General features: G+C 66.7%; 22 protein-coding genes. 13 read left to right on the forward strand and 9 right to left on the reverse strand.

Features of this window, described 5'->3' with window-relative positions:
• Nucleotides 1-361 precede the first annotated feature (361 nt).
• From ACX9OT_RS16435 to ACX9OT_RS16455, 5 genes are all read right to left on the reverse strand, one after another.
• Complete coding sequence (locus ACX9OT_RS16435; RefSeq protein WP_032129690.1) at nt 362-1,189, reverse strand: class I SAM-dependent methyltransferase; 828 nt, start codon at nt 1,187-1,189, stop codon at nt 362-364.
• A gap of 174 nt (nt 1,190-1,363) precedes the next feature.
• On the reverse strand, nt 1,364-2,359 hold the full coding sequence (dusB, locus tag ACX9OT_RS16440; protein ID WP_049425080.1) for a tRNA dihydrouridine synthase DusB: 996 nt from the start codon (nt 2,357-2,359) through the stop codon (nt 1,364-1,366).
• Nucleotides 2,360-2,506: 147 nt separating this feature from the next.
• Nucleotides 2,507-2,938 (reverse strand): hypothetical protein, encoded by a 432-nt coding sequence (locus ACX9OT_RS16445; RefSeq protein ID WP_459002907.1) that lies wholly within the window; start codon nt 2,936-2,938, stop codon nt 2,507-2,509.
• A 148-nt stretch (nt 2,939-3,086) separates the two neighbouring features.
• Nucleotides 3,087-4,052 carry a ribokinase gene (locus ACX9OT_RS16450; RefSeq protein ID WP_132809230.1) on the reverse strand — a complete coding sequence of 322 codons (966 nt, stop codon included), beginning with the start codon at nt 4,050-4,052 and terminating at the stop codon, nt 3,087-3,089.
• Nucleotides 4,053-4,077: 25 nt separating this feature from the next.
• Nucleotides 4,078-5,376, reverse strand: coding sequence for a NupC/NupG family nucleoside CNT transporter (locus ACX9OT_RS16455; protein WP_010481870.1), 1,299 nt, complete (start codon nt 5,374-5,376; stop codon nt 4,078-4,080).
• A 193-nt stretch (nt 5,377-5,569) separates the two neighbouring features.
• Here ACX9OT_RS16455 and ACX9OT_RS16460 point away from each other — a divergent pair, with 193 nt between their 5' ends.
• The 7 genes from ACX9OT_RS16460 (at nt 5,570) to ACX9OT_RS16490 (ending at nt 12,200) form a co-directional block, all read left to right on the forward strand.
• Complete coding sequence (locus ACX9OT_RS16460) at nt 5,570-6,541, forward strand: aldo/keto reductase (RefSeq protein WP_458074518.1); 972 nt, start codon at nt 5,570-5,572, stop codon at nt 6,539-6,541.
• 288 nt (nt 6,542-6,829) lie between these two features.
• Nucleotides 6,830-7,024: a hemin uptake protein HemP gene (gene hemP, locus ACX9OT_RS16465; protein WP_005412278.1), complete on the forward strand. Its 195-nt coding sequence runs from the start codon at nt 6,830-6,832 to the stop codon at nt 7,022-7,024.
• A 153-nt stretch (nt 7,025-7,177) separates the two neighbouring features.
• Nucleotides 7,178-9,421: a TonB-dependent hemoglobin/transferrin/lactoferrin family receptor gene (locus tag ACX9OT_RS16470; protein ID WP_459002910.1), complete on the forward strand. Its 2,244-nt coding sequence runs from the start codon at nt 7,178-7,180 to the stop codon at nt 9,419-9,421.
• A gap of 4 nt (nt 9,422-9,425) precedes the next feature.
• Nucleotides 9,426-10,025 (forward strand): ChuX/HutX family heme-like substrate-binding protein, encoded by a 600-nt coding sequence (locus ACX9OT_RS16475; RefSeq protein WP_106467099.1) that lies wholly within the window; start codon nt 9,426-9,428, stop codon nt 10,023-10,025.
• Nucleotides 10,026-10,098: 73 nt separating this feature from the next.
• Entirely contained in the window at nt 10,099-11,025 is a 927-nt protein-coding gene (locus tag ACX9OT_RS16480) for a DUF6607 family protein (protein WP_032129933.1), read from the forward strand.
• Nucleotides 11,026-11,281: 256 nt separating this feature from the next.
• Nucleotides 11,282-11,812, forward strand: a complete 531-nt coding sequence (locus ACX9OT_RS16485) for a hypothetical protein (protein WP_149908800.1) — start codon at nt 11,282-11,284, stop codon at nt 11,810-11,812.
• Entirely contained in the window at nt 11,799-12,200 is a 402-nt protein-coding gene (locus ACX9OT_RS16490) for a hypothetical protein (protein ID WP_149908801.1), read from the forward strand. Before ACX9OT_RS16485 ends, ACX9OT_RS16490 begins: the two co-directional genes overlap by 14 nt.
• 309 nt (nt 12,201-12,509) lie before the next feature.
• On the opposite strand, the gene ACX9OT_RS16495 is transcribed toward ACX9OT_RS16490, so the two are convergent.
• From ACX9OT_RS16495 to ACX9OT_RS16505, 3 genes are all read right to left on the reverse strand, one after another.
• Nucleotides 12,510-13,001: a hypothetical protein gene (locus ACX9OT_RS16495; protein WP_459002914.1), complete on the reverse strand. Its 492-nt coding sequence runs from the start codon at nt 12,999-13,001 to the stop codon at nt 12,510-12,512.
• Nucleotides 13,002-13,104: 103 nt separating this feature from the next.
• Nucleotides 13,105-15,621: an ABC transporter permease gene (locus ACX9OT_RS16500; RefSeq protein WP_459002916.1), complete on the reverse strand. Its 2,517-nt coding sequence runs from the start codon at nt 15,619-15,621 to the stop codon at nt 13,105-13,107.
• On the reverse strand, nt 15,618-16,265 hold the full coding sequence (locus ACX9OT_RS16505) for an ABC transporter ATP-binding protein (RefSeq protein WP_100437902.1): 648 nt from the start codon (nt 16,263-16,265) through the stop codon (nt 15,618-15,620). The genes ACX9OT_RS16500 and ACX9OT_RS16505 overlap by 4 nt, the downstream gene beginning before the upstream one ends.
• Nucleotides 16,266-16,340: 75 nt before the next feature.
• Here ACX9OT_RS16505 and ACX9OT_RS16510 point away from each other — a divergent pair, with 75 nt between their 5' ends.
• The 3 genes from ACX9OT_RS16510 to ACX9OT_RS16520 all read left to right on the forward strand — a co-directional run bounded on the left by ACX9OT_RS16510 (nt 16,341) and on the right by ACX9OT_RS16520 (nt 19,213).
• Complete coding sequence (locus ACX9OT_RS16510) at nt 16,341-16,985, forward strand: arylesterase (RefSeq protein ID WP_164079798.1); 645 nt, start codon at nt 16,341-16,343, stop codon at nt 16,983-16,985.
• Between the two features lie 87 nt (nt 16,986-17,072).
• On the forward strand, nt 17,073-17,786 hold the full coding sequence (locus ACX9OT_RS16515; protein ID WP_002811889.1) for a response regulator transcription factor: 714 nt from the start codon (nt 17,073-17,075) through the stop codon (nt 17,784-17,786).
• Between the two features lie 155 nt (nt 17,787-17,941).
• Nucleotides 17,942-19,213 (forward strand): sensor histidine kinase, encoded by a 1,272-nt coding sequence (locus tag ACX9OT_RS16520; RefSeq protein WP_032129926.1) that lies wholly within the window; start codon nt 17,942-17,944, stop codon nt 19,211-19,213.
• Nucleotides 19,214-19,444: 231 nt separating this feature from the next.
• Here the strand turns inward: ACX9OT_RS16520 and ACX9OT_RS16525 are convergent, their stop codons facing one another.
• Entirely contained in the window at nt 19,445-20,146 is a 702-nt protein-coding gene (locus ACX9OT_RS16525; protein ID WP_149908804.1) for an SGNH/GDSL hydrolase family protein, read from the reverse strand.
• Nucleotides 20,147-20,359: 213 nt separating this feature from the next.
• Here ACX9OT_RS16525 and ACX9OT_RS16530 point away from each other — a divergent pair, with 213 nt between their 5' ends.
• From ACX9OT_RS16530 to ACX9OT_RS16540, 3 genes are all read left to right on the forward strand, one after another.
• Nucleotides 20,360-20,755, forward strand: coding sequence for a diacylglycerol kinase (locus tag ACX9OT_RS16530; RefSeq protein WP_032129924.1), 396 nt, complete (start codon nt 20,360-20,362; stop codon nt 20,753-20,755).
• A 32-nt stretch (nt 20,756-20,787) separates the two neighbouring features.
• Entirely contained in the window at nt 20,788-21,537 is a 750-nt protein-coding gene (locus ACX9OT_RS16535; protein ID WP_004144462.1) for a TerC family protein, read from the forward strand.
• A gap of 220 nt (nt 21,538-21,757) precedes the next feature.
• Nucleotides 21,758-22,918, forward strand: a complete 1,161-nt coding sequence (locus ACX9OT_RS16540; RefSeq protein WP_032129923.1) for an MFS transporter — start codon at nt 21,758-21,760, stop codon at nt 22,916-22,918.
• Nucleotides 22,919-23,419: the final 501 nt, after the last annotated feature.

Consider the following 23,419-nt stretch of genomic DNA (forward strand, 5'->3'; position numbering starts at 1 on the left):
CAGTAGATCCACGCCATGCGTGGATGGCGCGGACATTGGCGAAGACAGCCACGCATGGCGTGGCTCTACTGCCTCAATCGGCAGTGCAGTGTCGCATCCGCAGATCCACGCCATGCGTGGATGGTGCGGGCATCGGAAGGCAGCCACGCATGGCGTGGCTCTACTGCCTCCATCGGCAGTGCAGTGTCGCATCCGTAGATCCACGCCATGCGTGGATGGCGCGGACATTGGCGAAGACAGCCACGCATGGCGTGCGCTCTACTGCCTCCATCGGCAGTGCAGTGTCGCATCCGCAGATCCACGCCATGCGTGGATGGTGCGGGCATCGGAAGGCAGCCACGCATGGCGTGGCTCTACCGAATCAATACACCGTGGCGCGGCCCTGCACGAACGAATAGAAGAACACCGCGTTCGGGTCGTTCTGCACCAGACGGAACTCGCGACGCATGCCTTCCACGGTTTCCTCGTCCACCGATCCGGCCTGCAACAGCTGGTCGGCAGCCGACAGCAGCAGTTGTTCCCAGAACGCGATCATCGTCTTGCGACGGGCCGGTTCGCGGTTGTCCAGGTGGATGGTCTTGATCTCGGTGTGCACGTCGCGGAAGCCGCCGGCCAGCAGCAGGTTGCCCAGCTTGGCGCCGACGAACGGATCTCCCCCGTGGTCGTACTGGAAATCGTTGAAGGCCATCCAGTAGCGCCAGATATGCGGCGAATACGGGTCGAGCAGGAACGAGGCATTCATCACCTCGGTGATGTAGACCGGCGAACCCGGGGCCAGCACGCGGCGCACTTCGCTCAATACGCGTGCTGGTGACGGCACGTGCTCCAGCACCCAGCACAGGAACGCCGCGTCGAAGCTGCGTGCTTCGAACGGCAGCTCGCCGGCGTCGGCCTGCTGCAGGGTGTAGCGGTCGCTGCACCACGGTGTGCGCGCCAGGTTCTCGCGCGCGGTGGCCAGCTGTGTTTCGCTCAGGTCCACGCCGGTCACGTGCAGATCGGGGAAGCGGCGCAGCAGGATTTCGGTCTGCGCGCCGACGCCGCTGCCGACTTCCAGCAGGCGACGCGCGCCGCTGTAGTCGATCTGGCCGAAGATGCTCGATTCCAGCAGCCGTGCTTGGGTCATCAGGCGCTGCTGCTCGGTGCCGGAGAATCCGTGCAGGTAGGTCGGGGAGGAGATCGGCGGGGTCATGGGGGCGGGCTCTTGTAGCGTCGATCGTGATCAATGGAAGGGGCGCGTAGAGTCGAGCTCGCTCGACTGTTCAGAAAGCCAGTCGAGCACGCTCGACTCTACGGTGTGGAGCAGTCGAGCAAGCTCGACTCTACGGATCAAGGCAGTCGGGCGGGTTACGAGGGGCTGGCGCGCTCAGGCTGCCGAAGACAACGCCGGTTCCCCGGCAATCAGGCGGTCGAAGTACTCGGTCGTCAATGCGATCTGGCTGGCCGGATCTTCGGCACGGTTGACCACCGCGCGGAAGGCGGCATTCTCCGGCCGGTCCTTGGCGTACCAGCCCAGGTGCTTGCGCGCGATGCGCACGCCCTGCGGCTCGCCATAGAACGCATGCAGCGCATGCAGGTGACCAAGCAGGATGTCGCGCACTTCCGCCAGTGACGGCGGCGGCAGTTCCTCGCCGGTGGCCAGGTAATGCGCCACCTCGCGGAAGATCCATGGCCGGCCCTGTGCCGAGCGGCCGATCATCACTGCATCCACGCCGGTTTCCTTCAGGACGTAGGCGGCCTTCTGCGGCGAATCGATATCGCCGTTGGCGATCACCGGAATGCGGAGTGCGGCCTTGATCTCGCCGATCGTGGCGTACTCGGCCTGGCCGGTGTAGTGCTGGTCGCGGGTGCGGCCGTGCACCGCCAGTGCGGCGATACCGCTGTTCTCTGCGATGCGCGCGATCACCGGACCATTGCGATGGTCGCAGTCCCAACCGGTACGGATCTTCAGCGTGACCGGCACGTCCACCGCGTTGACCACGGCTTCGAGGATGCGCGCCACCAGCTGCTCGTCGCGCATCAGTGCCGAACCGGCCCAGGCGTTGCACACCTTCTTGGCCGGGCAGCCCATGTTGATGTCGATGATCTGCGCGCCGTGGTCCACGTTGTAGCGCGCGGCCTCGGCCAGCTGCTGCGGCTCGGTGCCGGCGATCTGCACGCTGATCGGTGCCGGCTCGCCGTCATGGTCCATGCGATGGATCGACTTGCGCGTGGTCCAGAAGCGCGGGTCGCTGATGGTCATTTCCGAGGCGGCCAGTCCCGCGCCCAGCCGTTTGCACAGCAGGCGGAAAGGCTTGTCGGTGACGCCGGCCATGGGCGCCAGCACGACGTTGGGGGCAATGGTGTACGGGCCGATCTGCATGCGCCCATTGTAGGGCGCGGGCGGCGGTACGGCCGTGTCGGGGGCGTTCCGGTTCAGGCCGATCCGCACCCAGCTCATGCCGTACCGGCATCAACAGATGCTTGACGGTTGCTTCCGCCGCCCCCAGGGGCGGGCGATGGTAGGCGGCTACCCCAGGCTCTGCCAGGCCTGGCGGGTACCCAACGCGAAGGCCAGCCCCAGGCTGAGGCAGGCCAGTGAACTGACTACCCAGAAGTACCGGCCGTTGTAGCCGGGCCGGAGCAGCGCCAGCCCGAAGCCCATCGCCGCGCGCACCAGCAACAGCAGGGCGATGCCCGACAGCACCGGACGGGTGGCCGGCAGCGGCGAATGCCAGCCTGCGGCTGCCAGCGCGTACAGCGTCCAGGCCACCAGCACGGCAGTAATGCCGGCGGTCATCAGTGGTGGCCACCAATGCCCCGCCTGTGCCAGCCGGACCATGCGCTGGCCAGCGCCGAACCACCGGTACCAGGGTGCCCCAAAGGCAATGCAGCCGATATGCAGCAAGGCTGCGATGGCACTGCCGGCGGCGGCAACCAGCAACCAGGGGAATCCGTCCATGTCCTGCCCGTGCAGAGAAGCTGCGCGGATGTTCGGCGAGGGGCGGGGTGAGGGCAATGCGGCAGGCGGTCGCAGAGCTGGACAATGGGCAAAAGAAAGGCCCGGATGCCAGCGCACCCGGGCCTTCCCATCCACGCATGGCGTGGATCTACTTCACTTCCACGTCGGCCGGGGTGAAGCGCGGCATTGCCGCAGCAGCGCCTTCCTTCTCGGTCGAACGACCGGCGAACTGGTTGGCGAAGCGCACGTGGCGGGCGAACGGGGCGTCGGCCACCTGCGCCAGCGACGCGGCCAGCGCACCGTTGAAGGCGTCACCGGCACCGGTGGTGTCGATCGCCTGCACCTGTTCGGCACCCACGCGGTAGTACGGCTGGGTATCGCCGCGCAGGTTCTCGTCGGCATGCGACACGAACACACCCACCGAACCCAGGGTCACCACCACGGTGCCGTTGCCGACCAGCTTGCGGCACAGCGCATGCAGGCTGGCACCGTCCAGCGCGGCGACGTCATTGGCATCCACGCGCTCACCGACATGGCGGCCGAGCAGGGCTGCGAACTCGGTTTCGTTCGGGGTGATCACATCGGCCAACTTGAGCAGGCCGATGGTCGAGGGGGCGTCGGCCGGTGCGGTGTTGAGCACGGTGGTGACGCCGGCCTCGCGGGCCGTGGCCAGTGCCGCTTCGATGGTCTGCACCGGCGATTCCAGCTGCACCAGCACCACCTTGGCGCCGGTCAGCAGGGCCTGCTGCTGTTGCAGGAAGTCGGTGCTCAGCGCGGCGTTGGCACCCGGTCCGATCACGATGGTGTTGCGGCCACGGGCATCGACGTAGATGCCGGCGGTGCCGGTCGGTTCGCTGCTGGCTTCGGCGATCAGACCGAAGCCGTCCTGCGCGGCCAGCTCACGGGCGGTGGCGCCACCAGCGTCGTCGCCCAGCGCGCATACGAAGTGCGTGTCGGCACCGGCGCGGCAGGCCGCCACGGCCTGGTTGAAGCCCTTGCCACCGGGGCCGGTGCTGTAACGGCCGGCAATGGTCGCACCCGGTGCCGGCAGCGACTCGCACCGCCACACGTGATCGACATTGAAGGAACCGACGACAACGACACTGCTGCTCATAGGGAATCTTTTCTCAACCAAGGGTTCAACTGAAGTGCGTCAGCACGCCGGCGATGGTCGCCGTCATGAAGGTGGCAATGGTACCGCCCAACACCGCGCGCAGGCCGAACTTGGCCAGATCGTGGCGACGTTCCGGGGCCAGGCCGCCGATGCCGCCGATCTGGATCGCGATCGAGCTGAAGTTGGCGAAGCCGCACAGCGCGTAGGTGGCGATCAGGCGACCTTCCTCGGACAGGCTCACGCCCGCGATCTGGCCGTTCACGATCTGCGACAGCTCGGTGTAGGCCACGAACTCGTTGATCACGACCTTCTGGCCGATCAGCGAACCGACGGTGGTGGCATCGGCCCACGGGGTGCCGATCACCCAGGCGATCGGGGCCAGCACGTAACCGAAGATGGTCGACAGGTTGGTCGGCTTGCCGATGGCGGCGGCCAGGCCGGTCACATCGCCGATCCAGGTCAGCGGGGCGTTCAGCAGCGCGATCAGGGCGATGAAGGCCAGCAGCATCGCACCGATGTTCAGCGCCAGCTTCAGGCCGTCACCGGCGCCGGCGGCGGCCGCGTCGATGATGTTGCTGGAGGTCTTCTCGACTTCCATCTTCACCGTGCCGCGGGTCAGCGGGGTGCCGGTTTCCGGAATCAGCAGCTTGGCCACGACCAGCGTGGCCGGCGCGGCCATGATGCTGGCCGCCAGCAAGTGCTTGGCGTAGAAGGCCTGCTGCGCCGGATCACCGCCGCCAAGCATGCCCACGTAGGCCGCCAGCACGCCGCCGGCGATGTGCGCCATGCCGCCGATCATCATGGTCAGCAGCTCGGACTGGGTCATCCTGGCGATGTACGGGCGCACGGTCAGCGGCGCCTCGGTCTGGCCGATGAAGACGCTGGCGCAGACGCTGGTGGTTTCCGCACCCGACACGCGCATCACCTTGGTGATCGACCAGGCCATCACACGCACGATGCCCTGCATGATGTTGAGGTGGTACATCACCCCCATCAGCGCAGAGAAGAAGATGATGGTCGGCAACACCTGGAAGGCGAAGATGAAGCCGTAGTTCTTGGTGTCCATCAACGAGCCGAAGATGAAGCCCGAGCCCTCGTTGACGTAGCTGAGGATCTTGACGAAGCCCTTGCCCAGCGCGTCGAACACGTCGCGCCCGCCCGGCACCAGGATCACCAGCGCCGCGAAGGCGATCTGCAGAGTGATACCGGTGGCAACCAGCTTCCAGTCAACCGCGCGCTTGTTATTGGAAAACAACCAGGTGATGCCGATCAGCACCGCCAACCCGAACAGGCCGAAGCCGATCCTGCCCAAACCTTCGACCATGTGAGTGACTCCCCTGGGGCGTCGCGAAAAACGGGAAGCCTAGTGCAGGGCAGGGGCCGGGGCAAGAAAAAGCAGCGTGCGCGCGGCCAACTGTACCGATCAGGCCAGCAACGGCAAGGGCTTGCGGCTGGCGGCGGCGGGTAGAATGGGGTTCGATCCCGGCCCGGATGCGGGCCCGCAGCAGGAGATTCGCATGCAATACCGTCGCCTGGGCTCCACCGGCCTGCCGATTTCCGCCTTGTCCTTCGGCGCCTGGGTGACCTTCGGTGACCAGATCCCGCGCGACGAGGCCCGCAACCTGGTGGCCGCCGCCTGGGATCATGGCGTCAACTTCTTCGACAATGCCGAGGGTTATGCCAACGGCCGTGCCGAACAGGTCATGGGCGACGTGATCACCGACCTGCGCCTGCCGCGCGACGGTTTCTGCGTGTCCAGCAAGGTGTTCTTCGGCAGTGCCAAGGACCCGCGGCCGACCCAGCGCGGCTTGTCGCGCAAGCACGTGACCGACGCCTGCCATGCCGCGCTCAAGCGCCTGCGGGTGGACTACCTGGACCTTTATTACTGCCACCGCCCGGATCCGGACGCGCCGATCGCCGAGACCGTGCACGCCATGGATACCCTGGTACGGCAGGGCAAGATCCTCTACTGGGGCACTTCGGAGTGGTCGGCGGCGCAGATCCAGCAGGCGCTGGACATCGCCGAGGCGCGCAACCTGCAGGGCCCGTCGATGGAGCAGCCGCAGTACAACCTGTTGCACCGCGAGCGGGTCGAGGTCGAGTACGCGCCGCTGTATGCGGGTGCCGGCCTGGGCACCACCATCTTCTCGCCGCTCGCCTCGGGCCTGCTCACTGGCAAGTACGACCAGGGCATCCCGGCCGATGCGCGGCTGGGGCGGGAAGGCATGGAGTGGTTGCAGGACCTGGTGCTGGGGGCCGACGCCGGGGCCCGCCTGGGCCAGGTGCGGCGCTTCAGCGAGGTGGCACGCGCGCTCGGCCATGCCCCGGCCACGCTGGCCATCGCCTGGTGCCTGCGCAACCCGAACGTTTCCAGCGTGATCCTCGGCGCCAGCCGGGTCAGCCAGCTGCTTCAGAACCTGCAGGCACTGGACGTGCTGGGGCAGGTCGACGCGGCCGGCTGGGCCCAGGTCGAAGCCGTCTTCGCCTGACAACCCTTTGGAGAGTCGAGCCACGCTCGACTCCAGGTTGGTCGGGTCTTCGTAGAGTCGAGCCATGCTCGACTCCGCACGTAGCGCGGGCATTTCCAGGCGACGGCGCGAGAGCAGTCGAGCGTGGCTCGACTCTACAAAAGCCGCCCGCTCCATCTTTCAATTGATGAAATCTATCGCATTTCAGAATTCGATCATTAATCTCATCAATGAAATTGAGAATGGTTGTTGATTGTCAACTGAGAATCATTATCATTTAACTCGTCCCTCGCACGAGTCCAGATGCTCATGAATGCTCAACCTGTACTGCTGCGCCCCGAAACGCTGACCCTCCGCGATCGACCGGTCCGCGTCGTTCCGCCGGAAGAGGTCATCGACAGCGAAGCCCTGCTCAAGGGCCGTCGTGAAATCCTGATCCAGCACGGCGACCGCTTCTATCGCCTGCGGCACACTAGCAACGACAAGCTGATCCTGACCAAGTAATCGCGGCCTGGTCGCCCGCCTCCCTCCCTCCTGCCGGCAGCGCCGACAGGGTGGGCGACCCGTCCGCTCCCGCTCTCTCCCCCTCGGTCTACCGCGTGCACCTTCCGGGTGTGCCGGTAACCGGGGGTTCCCCTGCCTGACCGAATGAACCTGATGACCCGCCATACCGCCCTGTGTCTTGCTGTCTGGATGGCGTTGCCGCTGTCCGCCCACGCTGCTGCCACCGCCGCCCCTGATGCGCGCGAATTCGATCGGGTGCAGGTCACCGCCACCCGCACCGAGCGGGCCGTGAGTGACGTGGCGGCCACCGTGGACGTCATCGACCGTGAGCAGATGGACCGGCATCTGGTGCAGGACATCAAGGATCTGGTGCGCTACGAGCCGGGCCTGTCGGTCACCCGCAGCGCGACCCGCTTCGGCCTGGATGGTTTCCGCATCCGTGGCCTGGACGGCAACCGCGTGCGCATCCAGACCGACGGCATCGTCATGCCGACCCGGTTCGACATCGGTTCGTTCGCCAGTTCCAACCGCAACTTCACCGACCTCGATACGCTCAAGCGCGTGGAGATCGTGCGCGGCCCGGCCAGCTCGCTGTACGGCTCCGATGCGCTGGGCGGCGTGGTGGCGTTCGTCACCAAGGACCCGGCCGACTACCTCAAGGACGGCAAGAACAGCTACTTCGGACTGAAGTTCGGCTACGACGGTGAGTGGAAGGGCCTGCTCGGCGGTGCCACCGCCGCCTTTGGTGGCGACCACTGGAGCGGCCTGGTCAACGTCAACCACCACCAGGGCCAGGAAACGGACAACAAGGGCACGGTGCGCAGCGACAACGACACCCGTACCGCGTCCAATCCGCAGGACCGCGACGGCCGCAGCCTGCTCAGCAAGCTGGTCTATGCACCGAGCGAAGACCAGCGCTTCCGCTTGACCGTGGAAGGCAACGAAGACACCACCGATACCAATGTGTTGTCGGCGATTGCCAGCGTTGCACCGCGCCCCGGCGCGATGGCTGCGGCTACTGGCATGAAGTCCCACGACACGCAGAAGCGTACCCGCGTGTCCTTTGCCCACGAAATGGATGCGCTGGACCAGCCGTTCGCCGACAGCCTGCATTGGCAGGTGTATGCGCAGAACAGCGAAACGCGGCAGCAGACCGACGAGACCCGCACCGACGGCAGCCGCCGTCACCGCGTGTTCTCCTTCGACCAGCATGCCTTTGGCCTGCAGGCGCAGTTCAACAAGGCGTTCAGCACCGGCAGCGTCGAGCACGCATTGACCTACGGCTTCGAAGGCACCCGTACCGAGATCCGCCAGAAGCGCGACGGCTACCAGGTCAACCGTGCCGGTGTGGTCAGCAACATCGTTACCCCCGACACCTTCCCGGTGCGTGACTTCCCGATCAGCAAGACCACCGAGTTGGGCCTGTACGCGCAGGATGAAATGCGCCTGGCCGACGGCAAGCTGTCGCTGGTGCCGGGCGTGCGCGTGGACCGTTACGAGCTGAAGCCGGAAGTGGACAGCATCTTCGCCGAAGACAACCCGACCACGGCCGTGGCCCAGCTGAAGAAGACCAGCGTGTCACCGAAGCTGGGCATGGTCTGGCGCTTTACCGACGAATGGTCGCTGTTCGCCGGTTATGCGCGTGGCTTCCGTTCGCCGCCGTACAACGACGTCAACATCGGCCTGACCAACGTCGCCTTCCGCTATACCGCCATCGCCAACCCGGATCTGAAGCCGGAAACCAGCGACGGTTACGAACTGGGCCTGCGCTTCATCGCGCCGGCGGCGTACGTCAGCGTCAGCGGCTACTACAACGACTACAAGGATTTCATCCAGTCCAACGTCGATACCGGTCGCAACGCACAGGGTCTGACCGTGTTCCAGTCGCAGAACATCGCCGACGCGCGCATCTATGGCGCGGAAATGAAGGCCGGCATCGAGTTCGGCGAACTCAGCCCGGCGCTGAAGGGCTGGGCGCTGCGCAGTGCGTTGGCATGGTCGCGTGGTGACAACCGGACCGATGACGAACCGCTGGCCTCGGTCGATCCGCTGCGTGGCACGCTGGGCCTGATGTACGACACCGATACCTGGGGCGTCGAACTGGCCGGTACCTTCGTGCAGCGCAAGAAGCGCCTGCCGCCGCCTGCGGCGCAGACCAATCCGAACGCACCGGCGCCGTTCGTCTACCAGCCGGCCGGCTACGGCGTGCTGGACCTGATGGCGCACTGGAACTTCGCGCCGGGTGCCACCTTCAATGTCGGCGTGTTCAACCTGGCCGACAAGCGCTACATCGAATGGTCGTCGATCACCCCGAGCCTGATCACCGATCGCGCACTGAGCGATCGTTTCAGCAGCCCGGGCCGCACCTTCTCCGCCAGCCTTGCCGTTTCCTGGTGATCTCATGAGCCGAGCCTTGTCCGCACGCAGGAATGACTCCATCGCCGCGCCGAACAGCGCGGCCTGGCCGACCCCGGCACAGCTGGCCACGCTCGGCACCGTGCTGTGCCTGTACCACGCCGACGGCAACGAGCTGGGCGGCTGGCGCCAGGCCGTACGCGTGCATGCCTGCCAGGGCGTGGACAGCGAAGGCCTGCGCGAAAGCCTGTGCTTCCTCGATGGCCGCGGCCGCTGCGTGTGGCGCCTGTACCTGCTGCCGGACAGCGACTTCCTGGCCTGGGACCGGCTGGTGGCTGCGCTGCCGCCGGGGCCCGAGCACGACAGCGATGGCAGCGTCGGCGAACGCCTGTGGCGGCGCCTGGCCGGTCATCTGGGTGGCCAGCGCTGGCGCCTGTGCGCGCTGCGCCTGCATGCCGCCGACGATGGCCGCACGCTGGCCGCCAGTCTGTCGACCCTGTCCTCGCTGGGCGCAGCCACCGCGCGCCGCATTGCACGGCTGGAAGGTGCCGAAGGCGAGCTGGCAATCGACGATTGCTGCTGTGCCGATGCCGCGCGGCGTCCGGCGCCGCGGATTCCCGGCGACCTGCCGCTGATCCGCCTGTGACCCACTCCTGATGGAACGCCTGTCGGCCACGGACGGCCTCTCAACGCATCTGCAACCCCGAAGGAAGACCCCGATGAAGCTCCAGACAGCCAGCGCCCTGCTTGTGCTCGCCGCCAGCGGCGTGGCCAGCGCGCAGCCCTCCGATATCGCCCGTGACCACGACAGCATCCTTGCCATGCAGGGTGAGTACACCGTGGACTTCGCCTTCGACGAGACCGTGCTGCTGAAGCCGGGCTACGAGCGCGCGCCGGCGATGCGCAGCGGCGGCAGCGAAGTGGTCATCGTGGTCGAAGACACGCCGAAGCGCATCGTGCTGCAGCACCTGCTGCTGGACGAGAAGAGCGGCCACATCACCAAGCACTGGCGCCAGGACTGGGTGTACGAAGCACCGAACCGTTTCGAGTTCAGTGCCGACCAGACCTGGAAGGTGCGCAGCATTCCGGCGGCGGTGAACCAGGGCGCCTGGACCCAGTGCGTATACGAAGTGAGCGACGCACCGCGCTATTGCGGCACCGGCACCTGGACCTACACCAACAACGTGCCGAGCTGGACCAGCGACCTGAGCTGGCGTCCGCTGCCGCGCCGCGAGTACACCAAGCGCAGTGACTACAACGCGCTGGCCGTGATCAACCGCCACACGCTGACCCCGAACGGCTGGACCCACGAGCAGTTCAACACCAAGGTGCAGCGCAACGCCGATGGCAGCCAGGTGGAGATCGCCCGCGAGTTCGGCTTCAACGACTACGTGAAGACCACCGAGGTCGACTTCACCCCGGCGCGAAACTACTGGAAGGCCACTGCCGGTTACTGGGCCAAGGTGCGCCAGCGCTGGGACGGCTTCCTCGGCCAGGCGCCGGGCGTGCACCTGAAGACCAAGATCGACGGCATGGCGATGATCATCCCGATGTTCACCCAGGCCGAAGAGATCCAGGCCGGCAAGAAGGTGAAGGACAAGCAGATCGACGACGTGTTCGCCAAGTACGTGGAAAAGGCCCAGTAAGTCGAGCCCTGCTCGATTCATGGCGCGGATCCTCTGGTCAGGTGCCGCGCCGCATGTTCGCTTCTGGTAGGTGCCGAGCTTGCTCGGCACGCTCTTCGCCGGCGATTGCACGTGGCATCCATGCTCGGGGTCGCGTTACATGGCGCCTGATGCGTATCGCTTTGACGTAATTCGCCACATTCTCTCGAAACCTCTGCTCGGAGGTTGGGTGTGCGATAGGGTGGGTGGTTCATTCCGCCCATGATCATGCCGGTCGATGAAACTCTCCGAAATCTGCAGCCAACTGCTGTCCGGCGAAGCCTGCGACGACATCGACAGTTTCCATCTCGAAATCGACGACTTCGAGGAGGTGGAACTTGTCTCGCGCTTGAGTCGGATTGATGGAGTGCTGGAGCGCCTTGGGCCTCGATGGACCTCGGCCTATCTGCTCAGTCTCTGCAGTCACGTGCTTTCAACAGTCCGCATTTCCGGTCGTGCACGTGATTCAGCCGATGCGAAGATGTTCCTCGCATTGAGCTTCACCGACTTCGAGCTGCACGCGCAAGAGGGCATCCTGCTTCCAAGCGTCTTCTATTATCCAGGCCCCGAAGGGGTCGCGTTCGGGAGCCACCGTCGGCACGAATCCGACAGGGCGGCTTCGGCTGAAATCGACATCGTGCGCTCCGTGTTCGAAGATGCTGGCATGCTCGCCGGCTTTCGCTTCTGCGAGAGCCGCACTGATGGTCCCCCAGGTCACGACGTGGTTCGTGTCTTTGCGATTCCATTGGTCGAAAATGAGGGTCGCTGATGCTCGTGGAAGAGCGCCAGGTGTTCGAAACCTACCTGCCCGATCCGCAGTCCATGATCGTCTCGAACAGCATTTCCTCGACGCGTTCACGGCCGGCATCCGGGCGGCCAATCTGCGTGCTGAAGACTTCCGCAGCCCGCATTACAACGTGTTCTTCGTCGATGGTACGAAAGACCGCGAAGCCAACCCCATTTTCTCCGCCAAGCATCTGATCAGCGGCAACATCGTCCGTATCGTCATTTTCGAAAGCCCTCCGGACTACACCGAAGTCCACAACCGGGTAGGGGATGACAATGCCAAGGACGAGCTCTGCGTGTTCACAACGCTTTCGGGAATACAGCGTGCGATGGATACGACCGTGGCTTGGGCAAAGCAGCAGGCGTTGTGAGCCGCATCCACGCATGGCGTGGATCTACCGACCCCTGCTTCCGGTAGGTGCCGAGCTTGCTCGGCACGCTCTTCGTTGGCGATTGCACACCGCATCCACGCATGGCGTGGATCTACCGTGCCGCATATCCGCTCCTGGTAGGTGCCGAGCTTGCTCGGCACGCTCTTCGTCGGTGATCGCACACCGCATCCACGCATGGCGTGGATCTACCGTGCCGCATATCCGCTTCTGGTAGGTGCCGAGCTTGCTCGGCACGCTCTCCATCGGTGATCGCACGCTGCATCCACGCCATGCGTGGATGCGATGCACTCAGGACGACGGCCCACCCAGCGTGGTCAGGTCCAGTCCCGCGTCCTGGAAGGCACGTAGGGTGGCCTGCAGGCTCGCCTCGTCATCGCGGGTGCGGACGCCCATGGCAGCTTGGTGGCAACGCACTCGATCCGTGCTGCAGGCGCTCCGGTCCGGCAGCAGCAGCGCGGTCTGTGCGACGAGGATCGCCATGTGCGCCACTTCCTTTCTCGGCTTCGGTTGGCCCCGGTAGAACCGGTCGAACTCAGCACGCAGTTCGGCCACCACGTCGGCATCGCTGCGCGTGCGTGACACGCTGGCCGGAACCAGATAGGTCGGGTGGCCCTCGTGGAAGGCTTGCGCCTCGTCTGCCAGCACCGTTTCCAGTAAGAAGGCCTGCACCGCGTCAGGAACATAGCCATCCGCCGCGCGGGCGTCTGCAGGCAGCATCGCACCGAGCAGCGGGGAACTGGCCAGAAGGATGCGCAGACAGAGGCCGTATTTCATCTTCATTCCTTGAACCTCGGGAGCACGGGAGCAACCTTCCGCGCTTCCGGACGATCTGATCGGGTGGGGCGCGCAGCATAGCGCCCCACCCGAGCGTGTCACGATCGCGTCAGGCTTCGCGCAGGGCCAGTGCCGGTGGCGTATGCAGGATCGCGCGCGTACCCCACCAGCCTGCCAGCAGGCTCAAGCCGATGCCGACCACGCCGCCGATCAGCAGGCCCGGCCACGGCGGCAGCAACGGCAGTTCGAACACCTTCTGCGAGACCGCCACGCCGATCGCAGCGGCCGCGCCCACCGCCAGCAACGCGGCCAGCGTGCCCAGCGCACCGAATTCCACCAGCACCGCGCCACGCAGCTGGCGACGGGTCGCGCCCAGCGTGCGCAGCACCGCGCTGTCGTAGCGCCGTTCGCCCGCCGTGGCCTGCAGCGCGGCCAGCAGTACCAGCACGCCGGCCAGCAGACTGAACACCATCACCAGCTGCACCGCCTGTGCCACCCGTTCCATCACATCGCGCACCTGCGAGATCACCGCGTCCACGTCCAGCAACGACAGGTTCGGCTGCGCGCGTACCAGCTCGCCCAGTCCGGCGGCCTTGCCGGCCGGTAGATGGAATGCCGACAGCAGGTTGTGTGGCGTATCGCCCACCGCATTCGGGTTCAGCAGCACGAAGAAGTTCGGACGGAAAGTGTTCCAGTCGGCCTTGCGCACGCTGGTGACAGTGAACTCGCGTTCCTGCTCGCCCACCGCAATGGTGATGCGGTCGCCGGGATGCACGCCGTAGCGCTTGGCCCAGCCGATTTCCACCGAGGCTTCGGCGGCGGTGCTGTCTGCCTTCCAGAAGGTGCCGTTGACCAGTGTGTTGGCCGGCGGGAAGCTGCTGCGCCAGCTGAAGTTCAACGGCCGGTTCTCGTCGTCGTCATCGCGCTGGCCTTCGCCCTGTGCCGGCTGCCCGTTCTGCTCAGGCGAGCGGTCCACGCGCAGCGGCGGCTTGCCGTTGATCGCGATCAGGCGGCCAGTGGCCATCGGTTCGATGCTGGCGTCGTTGGCGCCCAGTCCACGCAGTGCGGCCAGCACGCTGTCGCGCTGTTCGGGCTGGATGTTGATCAGGAAGTAGTTCGGCGTATCCGCGGGCAGTCGCTCGCGCCACTGCTGCAGCAGGCCGGGGCCGGTCACCGCCAGCAGCAACAGCGCGCACAGCGACAGCGACAGCCCCACCAGCTGCATCACCGCCAGCATCCGGCGCCGGGTCAGCGCGGCCAGTCCCAGCCGCCAGTGGCCATGCAGGCGGTGCTGCAGGCCGCGCAGCAGCTGCAGCAGCACGAAGCCGACCACGCCGGCCGCCACCGCCAGCGCGGCCAACCCGCCCAGCACCCACAGCGCCAGCTTGAGATCACCGGTGACCTGTACCGCCAGCAGCAGGCTGGCCGCCAGGGCAGCCACGTAGGCCAGCAGCGAGGCCGGCGGCAGGGCGGCGAAGGAACGGTTGAGCACCCGCATCGGCGGCACCCCGCGCAGGCGCAGCAGCGGCGGCAGGCCGAAGCCGAACAGCAGCAACAGCCCGATGCCGGCACCGGTCAGCGCAGGCATTGCCTCGGGCAGCGGCAGGCGCTGCGGCACCAGACTGCCCAGCACCTGCACCAGGCCCTCCTGCGCCGCCATGCCCAGGCCGATGCCGAGTGCGCAGGCCGGCACCGCCAGCATCAGCAGCTGCAGTGCCAGACCGGACAGGATGTCGCGCTGGCGCGCGCCCAGGCAGCGCAGGATCGCCACCTGGTCGATGCGGCGCAGGGCGAAGCGGTTCGCCGCCAGCGCCGTGGCAACACCGGCCAGCAATACCGCCAGCAGCGCGCTGAGGCCGAGGAAGCGCCCGGCCAGGTCGAACGCCTGGCGCACGCCACGCTGGGTGTCGTCCACACTCAGCAGGCGCAGGCCCTTCACCTGCGGCAGCAGCCATTGCCGAAGTGCCGCGATCGGCTCTGCTGCTCCGGCGAACATCAGCCGGTAGTTGATGCGGCTACCCGGACCGAGCAGGCCGGTGCCTTCCACATCGGCGCGGTTGACCAGCAGGGTGGGGGAAAGCGTAAGCAGGTCGCCGCCGGTATCCGGCTCGGCCTCGATGATGCCGGCGATGCGCAGCGTGCCAGCGCCGAATTCAAGGTCGTCACCGGCCTTCAGTCCCAGCCCCTGGAGAAGGCGTGGGTCGGCATAGGCCTGGCCCTTGGCCGGCATGCCGGCGTTGTCGATCAAGGCGCCCCCGGGCGTGGCCCGCACCCGCAGCGTGCCACGCAGCGGATAGCCCGCCTGCACCGCCTTGATGCTGGCCATCTGGCTGGCATCACCGTTGAACAGCACGCTGCCAAAGCTGGCGATACGGGTGTAGGCCAGTCCGCGCCGCTGCGCCTCGTCGGCGAACGCCTGCGGCGGGTCATCGCGCCCGGCGATGCCGAGGTCGCCGCCTAGCATTTCCGCTGCGCTGCCGGTCAGTGCCAGGTTGACCCGGTTCACCAGCGTGCCGACCGCGGTCATCACCGCCACGCCCAGCACCAGCGCGGCGAACACGGTCAGCAGGTCGCCGGCCAGCGCCTCGCGGCGCAGCGCGCGCCACGCGTGCCGCAGCAGGTTCATGCCTGCGCCCCACGCTCGACCGGCAACAGGCGGCCGTCGTCGATGCGGTGGATGTACTGGCAACGCTGGGCCAGGCGCAGGTCGTGAGTGACCAGCACCAGGGTGGTGCCGCTGCCGGCGTTGAGTTCGAACAGCAGGTCGCTGATGTGCTGGCCGGTGGCGTGGTCCAGCGAGCCGGTCGGTTCGTCGGCGAACAGAATGCGCGGGCGGGTGACGAAGGCACGTGCCAGTGCCACGCGCTGCTGCTCGCCGCCCGACAACTGGCGCGGATAGTGGCGGGCGCGATGGGCCAGGCCGACCTGGGCCAGCACTTCTTCGACCCGCGCCCGGTCTTCGCGCCCAGCCAGTTCCAGCGGCAGCGCGACATTCTCGGCGGCGGTCAGTGCCGGCAGCAGATGGAAGCTCTGGAACACGAAGCCGACCTCACGCGCGCGCAGCTGGGCGCGGGTCTCCTCGTCCAGCGCCGCCAGGTCCTGGCCGGCCAGCGCGATGCGGCCGCGGCTGGGCAGGTCCAGCCCGGCCAGCAGGCCGAGCAGGGTGGTCTTGCCGGAACCGGAGGCACCGACGATGGCCGCGCTGGTCCCTTCATGGACGGTCAGGGTGATGTTGTCCAGTATGTGGACTTCACCCTCCGGGCCCTGCACGGATTTGCCGACCTGGTCGACGGCGATGGCAACGGACGCGCTGCGGGGGGACAGGCTGTCGATGAGGAGACTCCAATGCGCAAGACGGGATGGAGCCGGCGAGCCGGCGCGATGATGGTGCTGCTGCTAGGGTTCCTGCTGCTGCCCGGGCTGGCCTGTGCCAAAGGTCCGGCCGGCACCGTGCTGGTGCTCGGCGACAGCCTCAGTGCTGCCCACAATATCCCTGCCGACGCCGGGTGGGTGAGCCTGCTGCAGCAGCGGGTCAGGCAGCAGTCGAAAACACCGGCGCGCATCGTCAACGCCAGCATGAGCGGGGAGACCACCGCCGGCGCACTGACCCGCCTGCCGGGCCTGCTGGCGAGGGAAAAGCCGACCGTGGTGGTGATTGCCCTTGGCGGCAATGACGCACTGCGCGGGCTGACCCCGGCGCAGGTGCAGGGCAACCTGGAAAAGATGGTGCAGGCCAGCCAGAAGGCCGGTGCCAAGGTGCTGCTGCTGGGCATCGACGTGCCGCCCAACTACGGGCCAGCCTATCGCCAGCGCCTGGCGGCGGCCTACAAGGCGCTGGCCACGCAGTACAAGGTGCCGCTGCTGCCCTTCCTGCTGGAGGGCGTGGCCCTGCAGCCGGGCATGATGCAGGCCGACGGGCTGCACCCGACCGCACAGGCGCAGCCGAAGGTGCTGGACAACGTCTGGCCGCTGCTCAGACCGCTGCTCTGAACCGTTTGTTTACCTCTTGACGGAACTTCACATCGCGTCCACCGTCGATCCGGCATGTTTCACAAAGCTGAAGTTAGAGGGAATCACATGCGTCAGACGAAGGAGACCTCCGGCTTGGTGCTGGTGGTCGAAGACAACCGCAACATCTCCGAGATGATCGGGGAATACCTGGAAGGTCGCGGCTTCGAAGTCGACTATGCACAGGACGGCCTGGATGGCTACCGCCTTGCGGCGGAGAACAGCTATGACGTCGTGGTGCTCGACTTGATGTTGCCGCGCCTGGATGGCATCGAAGTGTGCCGTCGCCTGCGCAACGATGCGCGCAAGTCCACCCCGGTGCTGATGCTCACGGCACGCGACACGCTGGACGACAAGCTCACCGGCCTCGGTTTCGGCGCCGATGACTACCTGACCAAGCCGTTCGCGATCCAGGAGCTGGAAGCCCGCCTGCGCGCGCTGATCCGCCGCGAGCGTCGCCAGGTCGGTTCGGAAGTGCTGAAGGTCGCCGACCTGGTGCTCGATCCGGTCAGCATGCGTGCCACCCGTGCCGGTACCGAGCTGCAGCTGTCGCCGATCGGCCTGCGCCTGCTGACCATCCTTATGCGCGAATCGCCGCGCGTGGTCACCCGCCAGGAGATCGAACGCGAGATCTGGGGCAACGGCCTGCCGGATTCGGACACCCTGCGCAGCCACCTGTACAACCTGCGCAAGATCATCGACAAGCCGTTCGACCGTCCGCTGCTGCATACCGTGCAGAGTGCCGGCTACCGCATTGCCGACATCGCCCAGCCGATGGCCTGAGCAGGCCCGCGCCGGTGCAGTCGCAGGCCGGGCCGGGCTGCGGCCAGGCACAAGGGCAGGGGATGACCGTCCGGCAGTGCCGCCGGTCATCGCCCGTGCATCCCAACGGCGCGGTGCGCTGCCTATAATCGCAGCGCTCTGACCGGGACCCCGCAATGCCGCACGGCCTGCCGCGCAAGATCCGTATCGCTTTCATCCTGCAGGCAGTGCTGGCCAGCCTGGGCATCCTGCTCGGTGCGTGGCTGGTTTCGCTGGTGATCAAGCACAGCCTGGTCGGCGCCGCCCTGCGCGAGGAGGCGGCGTACTTCTGGACGCTGCACGAGGCCTCGCCGGTGCAGCCGCCACCCAACACCCAGAACATCCGTGGCTACCTGCTGGAAAGCGGGCAGTCGGCCCTGTCGTTGCCGGCCAATCTGCGCAACCTGGAGCCCGGCTTCCACGAACTGCCCAAGGACGACCAGCTGGTGCTGGTCGATGTGCGCCCGGCCGGCCGCCTGTACCTGGTGTTCCTGCGATCGCGCGCGGAAATGCTGGCGTTCTGGTTCGGCATCGTGCCGGTGCTGCTGACCCTGCTGGCGGTGTATGGCGCCAGTTGGGTCACCTATCGTGCGTCCAAGCGCCTGGTATCGCCGGTGAACTGGCTGGCGCGACGCGTCTCGCGCTGGGACCCGGGCCACCCGGAGGCGGCCGACCTGGAGCCGAACAAGCTGCCGGCGGACATGCAGGGCGAAACCCGTCAGCTGGCGGCCGCACTGCATTCGCTGGCCAACCGGGTCAGCGCGCACGTGGCGCGCGAGCGCAATTTCACCCGCGATGCCAGCCATGAACTGCGCACACCGCTGACCGTCATCCGCGTGGCCAGCGACATGGCGCTGGGCGATGACAGCCTGGAGCCGCGCCTGCGCCGCAGCCTGCAGCGCATCCAGCGTGCCGGCCGTGACATGGAGGCGGTGATCGATGCCTTCCTGATCCTGGCCCGCGAGGCCGACGTCGAGCCCCAGGTCGAGCTGTTCGACGTCAACGACATCGTCCGCTACGAAGTGGACAACGCCAACGAACTGCTGGGTACGCGCCCGGTGTCGGTGCACCTGCACAGCGATGGCCCGGTGCAGCTGCATGCGCCGCCGCGGGTGCTGCAGGTGGTGGTCAGCAACCTGGTGCGCAACGCGTGCAGCTATACCGACGAAGGGCGCATCGACGTGCATGTGCACAACGATCGGGTGGTGGTGCGCGATACCGGTATCGGCATGTCGGCCGACGCACTGTCGCGGGCCTTCGAGCCGTTCTACCGCGCCGAGCCGAGCCGCCCGCAGGGCACCGGCCTGGGCCTGTCGATCGTGCGCCGGCTGTGCGATCGCTTTGGCTGGAAGGTCAGCCTGGCCAGCGAGCCGGGTCAGGGCACCGAGGCGACGGTGATCTTCCGGTAGAGGGCTTTTGCCGGGCTGCGCCCGGCACCCGCCGAGGCGACATCAACATCAAAAGCGGGCATTCCGTGAAATGGCGGGGCGGTGTGGGTTTGCAGGACACGCCGTAAACCCGTCCATGGGGGCTCGATGGCGCCATCCATGGCGCCAACGGTCCTGCAAACCCACACCGCCCCGCCTTCGACAGTTTCCCGCGATCCGCAGTAGATCCACGCCATGCGTGGATGGGGTTGCTCAGTTGCACTTCACCTTCGGCGCCAGCGCCTTGGTCCAGATCGCATAGCCGGCCGGGGTCATGTGCAGCATGTCCTCGCGGAACAGCGACGCATCCGGCTGGCCGTCGGTGCCGAGCATCGGCGTGTAGACGTCGGTGAAACCGGTGTTGGGCAGCCTGGCCAGAGCTGCCTTGATCAGCGTGTTGGCTTCGTTGATCGCCGGCAGCAGGTGCGCACGCGACGGGCTCGGCTTGATCGACAGGTACTCCACCTTCGTCTTCGGCAGGTCGCGGTGCACGCGCTGCACGAAGGCGACCACATCGTCGCGCACCTGCACGGCGCTGCGGCCGCTGTTGAGGTCGTTGTCACCGGCGTAGAAGAACACCTTGCACGGTGCATACGGCACCACGATGCGGTCGGCGTACCAGGTGCTGTCGCGCACTTCCGAACCGCCGAAGCCGCGGTTGAACACCGGCTGGCCGGGGAAGTCGGCTGCCAGGCCTTCCCACATGCGGATCGAGGAGCTGCCGATGAACTCGATGCCGCCCCGTGGCGGCGGGCTGGCCTGGTCGGCGCTGGCAAAGTGGGCCATGTCGCCGGCCCAGGCCACGTTGGAGACCTGCTCGGGCACGCGCGGCGGCTTGGCCGGGCTCAGCGCCTGGGCCAGGGGGGCGGCGGTCAGCAGGCCCAGCATCAGCAGGCAGGTACGGCGACGGGACATCAGGCGCTCCAGCAGGGAAGGGGAAAGCCATCATAGAAGCTGGGGCGGGCCGGGGCTTGCCCCTGGCAGTCCATTCACCGGGCCGGTGCCGGGATGCGGCTGGCGGCCTTGTGGCAAAATGGCGGCCATCTGCCTATCCCTGTGCACCCATGATTCCCTGCCGTGCGTCTGAGCGGTCGCTGCGCCGCGCCCCTGTTGCTGGATGTTCCACCCGTGGCTGATCAGTTCGGCCATCTGCCCCGCGGCCCGCGCCGCATCTTCCAGGCCGCCCGCTGGTCCTGGCAGGGCCTGCGCGCCGCCTGGCTGCATGAGTCCTCGTTCCGGCTGGAGGTCTACCTGCTGATCCTGCTGACCCCGGTCGCGGTCTGGCTGGGCCAGACCCCGGTCGAGCGTGCGCTGCTGATCGGCTCGATGCTGCTGGTGCTGGCGATGGAACTGGCCAACTCGGCCATCGAGGCGGTGATCGAACGTTACGGCAGCGAGATCCACGAGCTGGCCGGCCGCGCCAAGGACATGGGTTCGGCGGCGGTCTTCGTGCTGATGATGAACGTGCTTCTGTGCTGGGCGCTGGTCGTGGTCCCGCATGCAATGGCCGGCAATTACGGCTGATCCCCATTCCCCCACTGCCCTGAAGAGTTTCCATGTCCTTTGAGTTCCTCGCCGACCCCAATGCCTGGGTGACCCTGTTCACCCTGAGCGCACTGGAAATCGTGCTCGGCATCGACAACCTGGTGTTCATTTCCATCGCGGTCAGCAAGCTGCCGGAAGAGCGTCGCCCGTTCGCGCGCAAGCTCGGCATCGCCGTGGCCTGCATCACCCGCATCGCCCTGCTGGTGTCGCTGGCCTATCTGGCGCACATGTCCGCCAACCTGTTCACCGTGGCTGGTATGGGCATCTCCATCCGCGACCTGGTGCTGATCGTCGGTGGCCTGTTCCTGATCATCAAGGGCTACATGGAGATCAAGGAACTGATCACCGGTGGCGAAGACGAGAACCCGGCCACCAGCAAGGCCTCGGGTGTATTCGGCATGGTCATCCTGCAGATCGCCATCATCGACATCGTGTTCTCGCTGGACTCGGTGATCACCGCCGTCGGCATCGCCGATCACATCCCGGTGATGGTCGCCGCCATCCTGCTGTCGGTGCTGGTGATGCTGCTGGCCGCCAACCCGCTGGGCCGCTTCATCGACGCAAACCCGACCGTGAAGATGCTGGCACTGGCCTTCATCCTGCTGATCGGTGCGGTGCTGATCCTGGATGGCCTGGACGTGCACGTGCCCAAGCCCTACATCTATGCCGCCATGGGCTTCTCGGTGCTGGTGGAATGGCTGAACCTGCTGATGCGCCGCCGCGCACGCGATCACCACGTGCCGGGTGCTGGCGACTGGTAAGCAGATCACAGGCAAATGTGTCTCCCAGACCCCCCGGCCAGCGCCGGGGGTTCTGCGTTATGGGACCCATTGGGCTCGCCGGGCCATGCCCGACGGGGAGGTTCCCGCCAGCTGTGAATTGAGGTCAACAGTGTTTTCCCGGGGCGAGGCTTAATCCGGGCCGACAAAGCGCGCAGGCTACGCGCTCTTTTCCAGGACCTGCCCCACGCAGGATGACCCCATGAACTCCAGAGCCGCCTTGTTGGCCCTTGCTGTCGGCGCCTTCGCCATCGGCACCACTGAATTCGCGCCGATGGGCCTGCTGCCTGTCATTGCCGACGGCGTCGGCGTGAACATTCCCACCGCCGGCATGCTGATCACCGCCTATGCCGTGGGCGTGATGCTGGGCGCGCCGGTGATGACCCTGCTGATGGGACGGTTTGGCAAGCGCACCGCGCTGATGCTGCTGATGTCGATCTTCGTGGTCGGCAACCTGCTCTCGGCACTGGCCCCGAACTACGGCCTGCTGTTGCTGTCGCGTCTGGTCACCAGCCTCAATCACGGTGCCTTCTTCGGCATCGGTGCGGTGGTCGCCGCCAGCCTGGTGCCGAAGGACAAGCAGGCTGCCGCCGTGGCCACCATGTTCATGGGCCTGACCATCGCCAACATCGGCGGTGTGCCGCTGGCCACCTGGGTGGGCCAGCAGCTGGGCTGGCGTCTGTCCTTCGCCGGCACGGCGGTGCTGGGCCTGGTCGCGATCACCGCGCTCGGCCTCGCGCTGCCGGCATCCGCGCCGGGGCCGCGCCCGGACGTGCGCCGCGAACTGAGAGCGATCCTGCAGCCGCAGGTGCTGCTGGCGATGGCTACCACCGTGCTTGGCGCCGGCGCGATGTTCACCCTCTATACCTACGTGGCACCGGTGCTGACCGAACTGACCGGTGCCTCCAACGCCTTCATCGCGATGTCGCTGGCGCTGATCGGTATCGGCTTCACCTTCGGCAACGGCATCGGTGGGCGCATGGCCGACTGGTCGCTGGATGGTGCCACCCGCATCCTGCTGGCGGTCCTGGCCGTGTTGATGTTCGTGCTGCCGCTGGCCTTCATGAATCACGCCACGGCGGCGCTGGGCGTGCTGCTGTTCGGTGCGGCGACTTTCGCCATCGTGCCGCCGTTGCAGATCCGGGTGATGCAAGCGGCCAGCGAGGCGCCGGGACTGGCGTCGTCGATCAACGTCGGTGCGTTCAACCTGGGCAATGCCGTGGGTGCGGCGCTGGGCGGTGCGGTGATCAGTTCGGGCCTGGGCTATGCCGCGATTCCGGTGGCCGGTGGCCTGCTGGCGGCCTCGGGGTTGCTGCTGGCATGGCTGGGGCGTCCGCGCACTGCGGTGGCCGAGGCTTGCTGAGAGGGGAGGGTTTCCGGCAGGGCTGCGCCCTGCACCCGCCGAAGCAACAGCAACAGCCTGCATTCCGTGGGTTGGCGGGGTGGGGCCGGTTGCGGGGGACGCCGTGAATCCGTCCATGGAGGCTTGGCCGCGGCATCCATGCCGCGGACACCCCCGCAACCGGACCCACCCCGCCTTCGACAGATTCCCGCGGTCTGTCGGAACGTCGTTCTGCTTTGGTAGGTGTCGACCTTGGTCGACACGAATGCCTGAAGAACCGGCTTTTGCTTTTGTTTTTTTCTTTGTGATCTTCCCGCGGTGCGCAGGAAATTGTCCGTGGCCGGGAGGGTGGGTTGGCTGGGGCGTGAGCCGCATGGATGCGGCGATCGAGCTTACATGGACGTACTTGCAGCGCCCCCCAGCCAACCCACCCTCCCGGCCACCCCCAGAGAACCAGCAAACAACCACCGCGGAGGGGGCGGCGCCCGATGGCCGGTCTTTCACCCGAACCATGGCATGCTC

It is taken from the genome of Stenotrophomonas genospecies 3 (genome assembly GCF_054473855.1).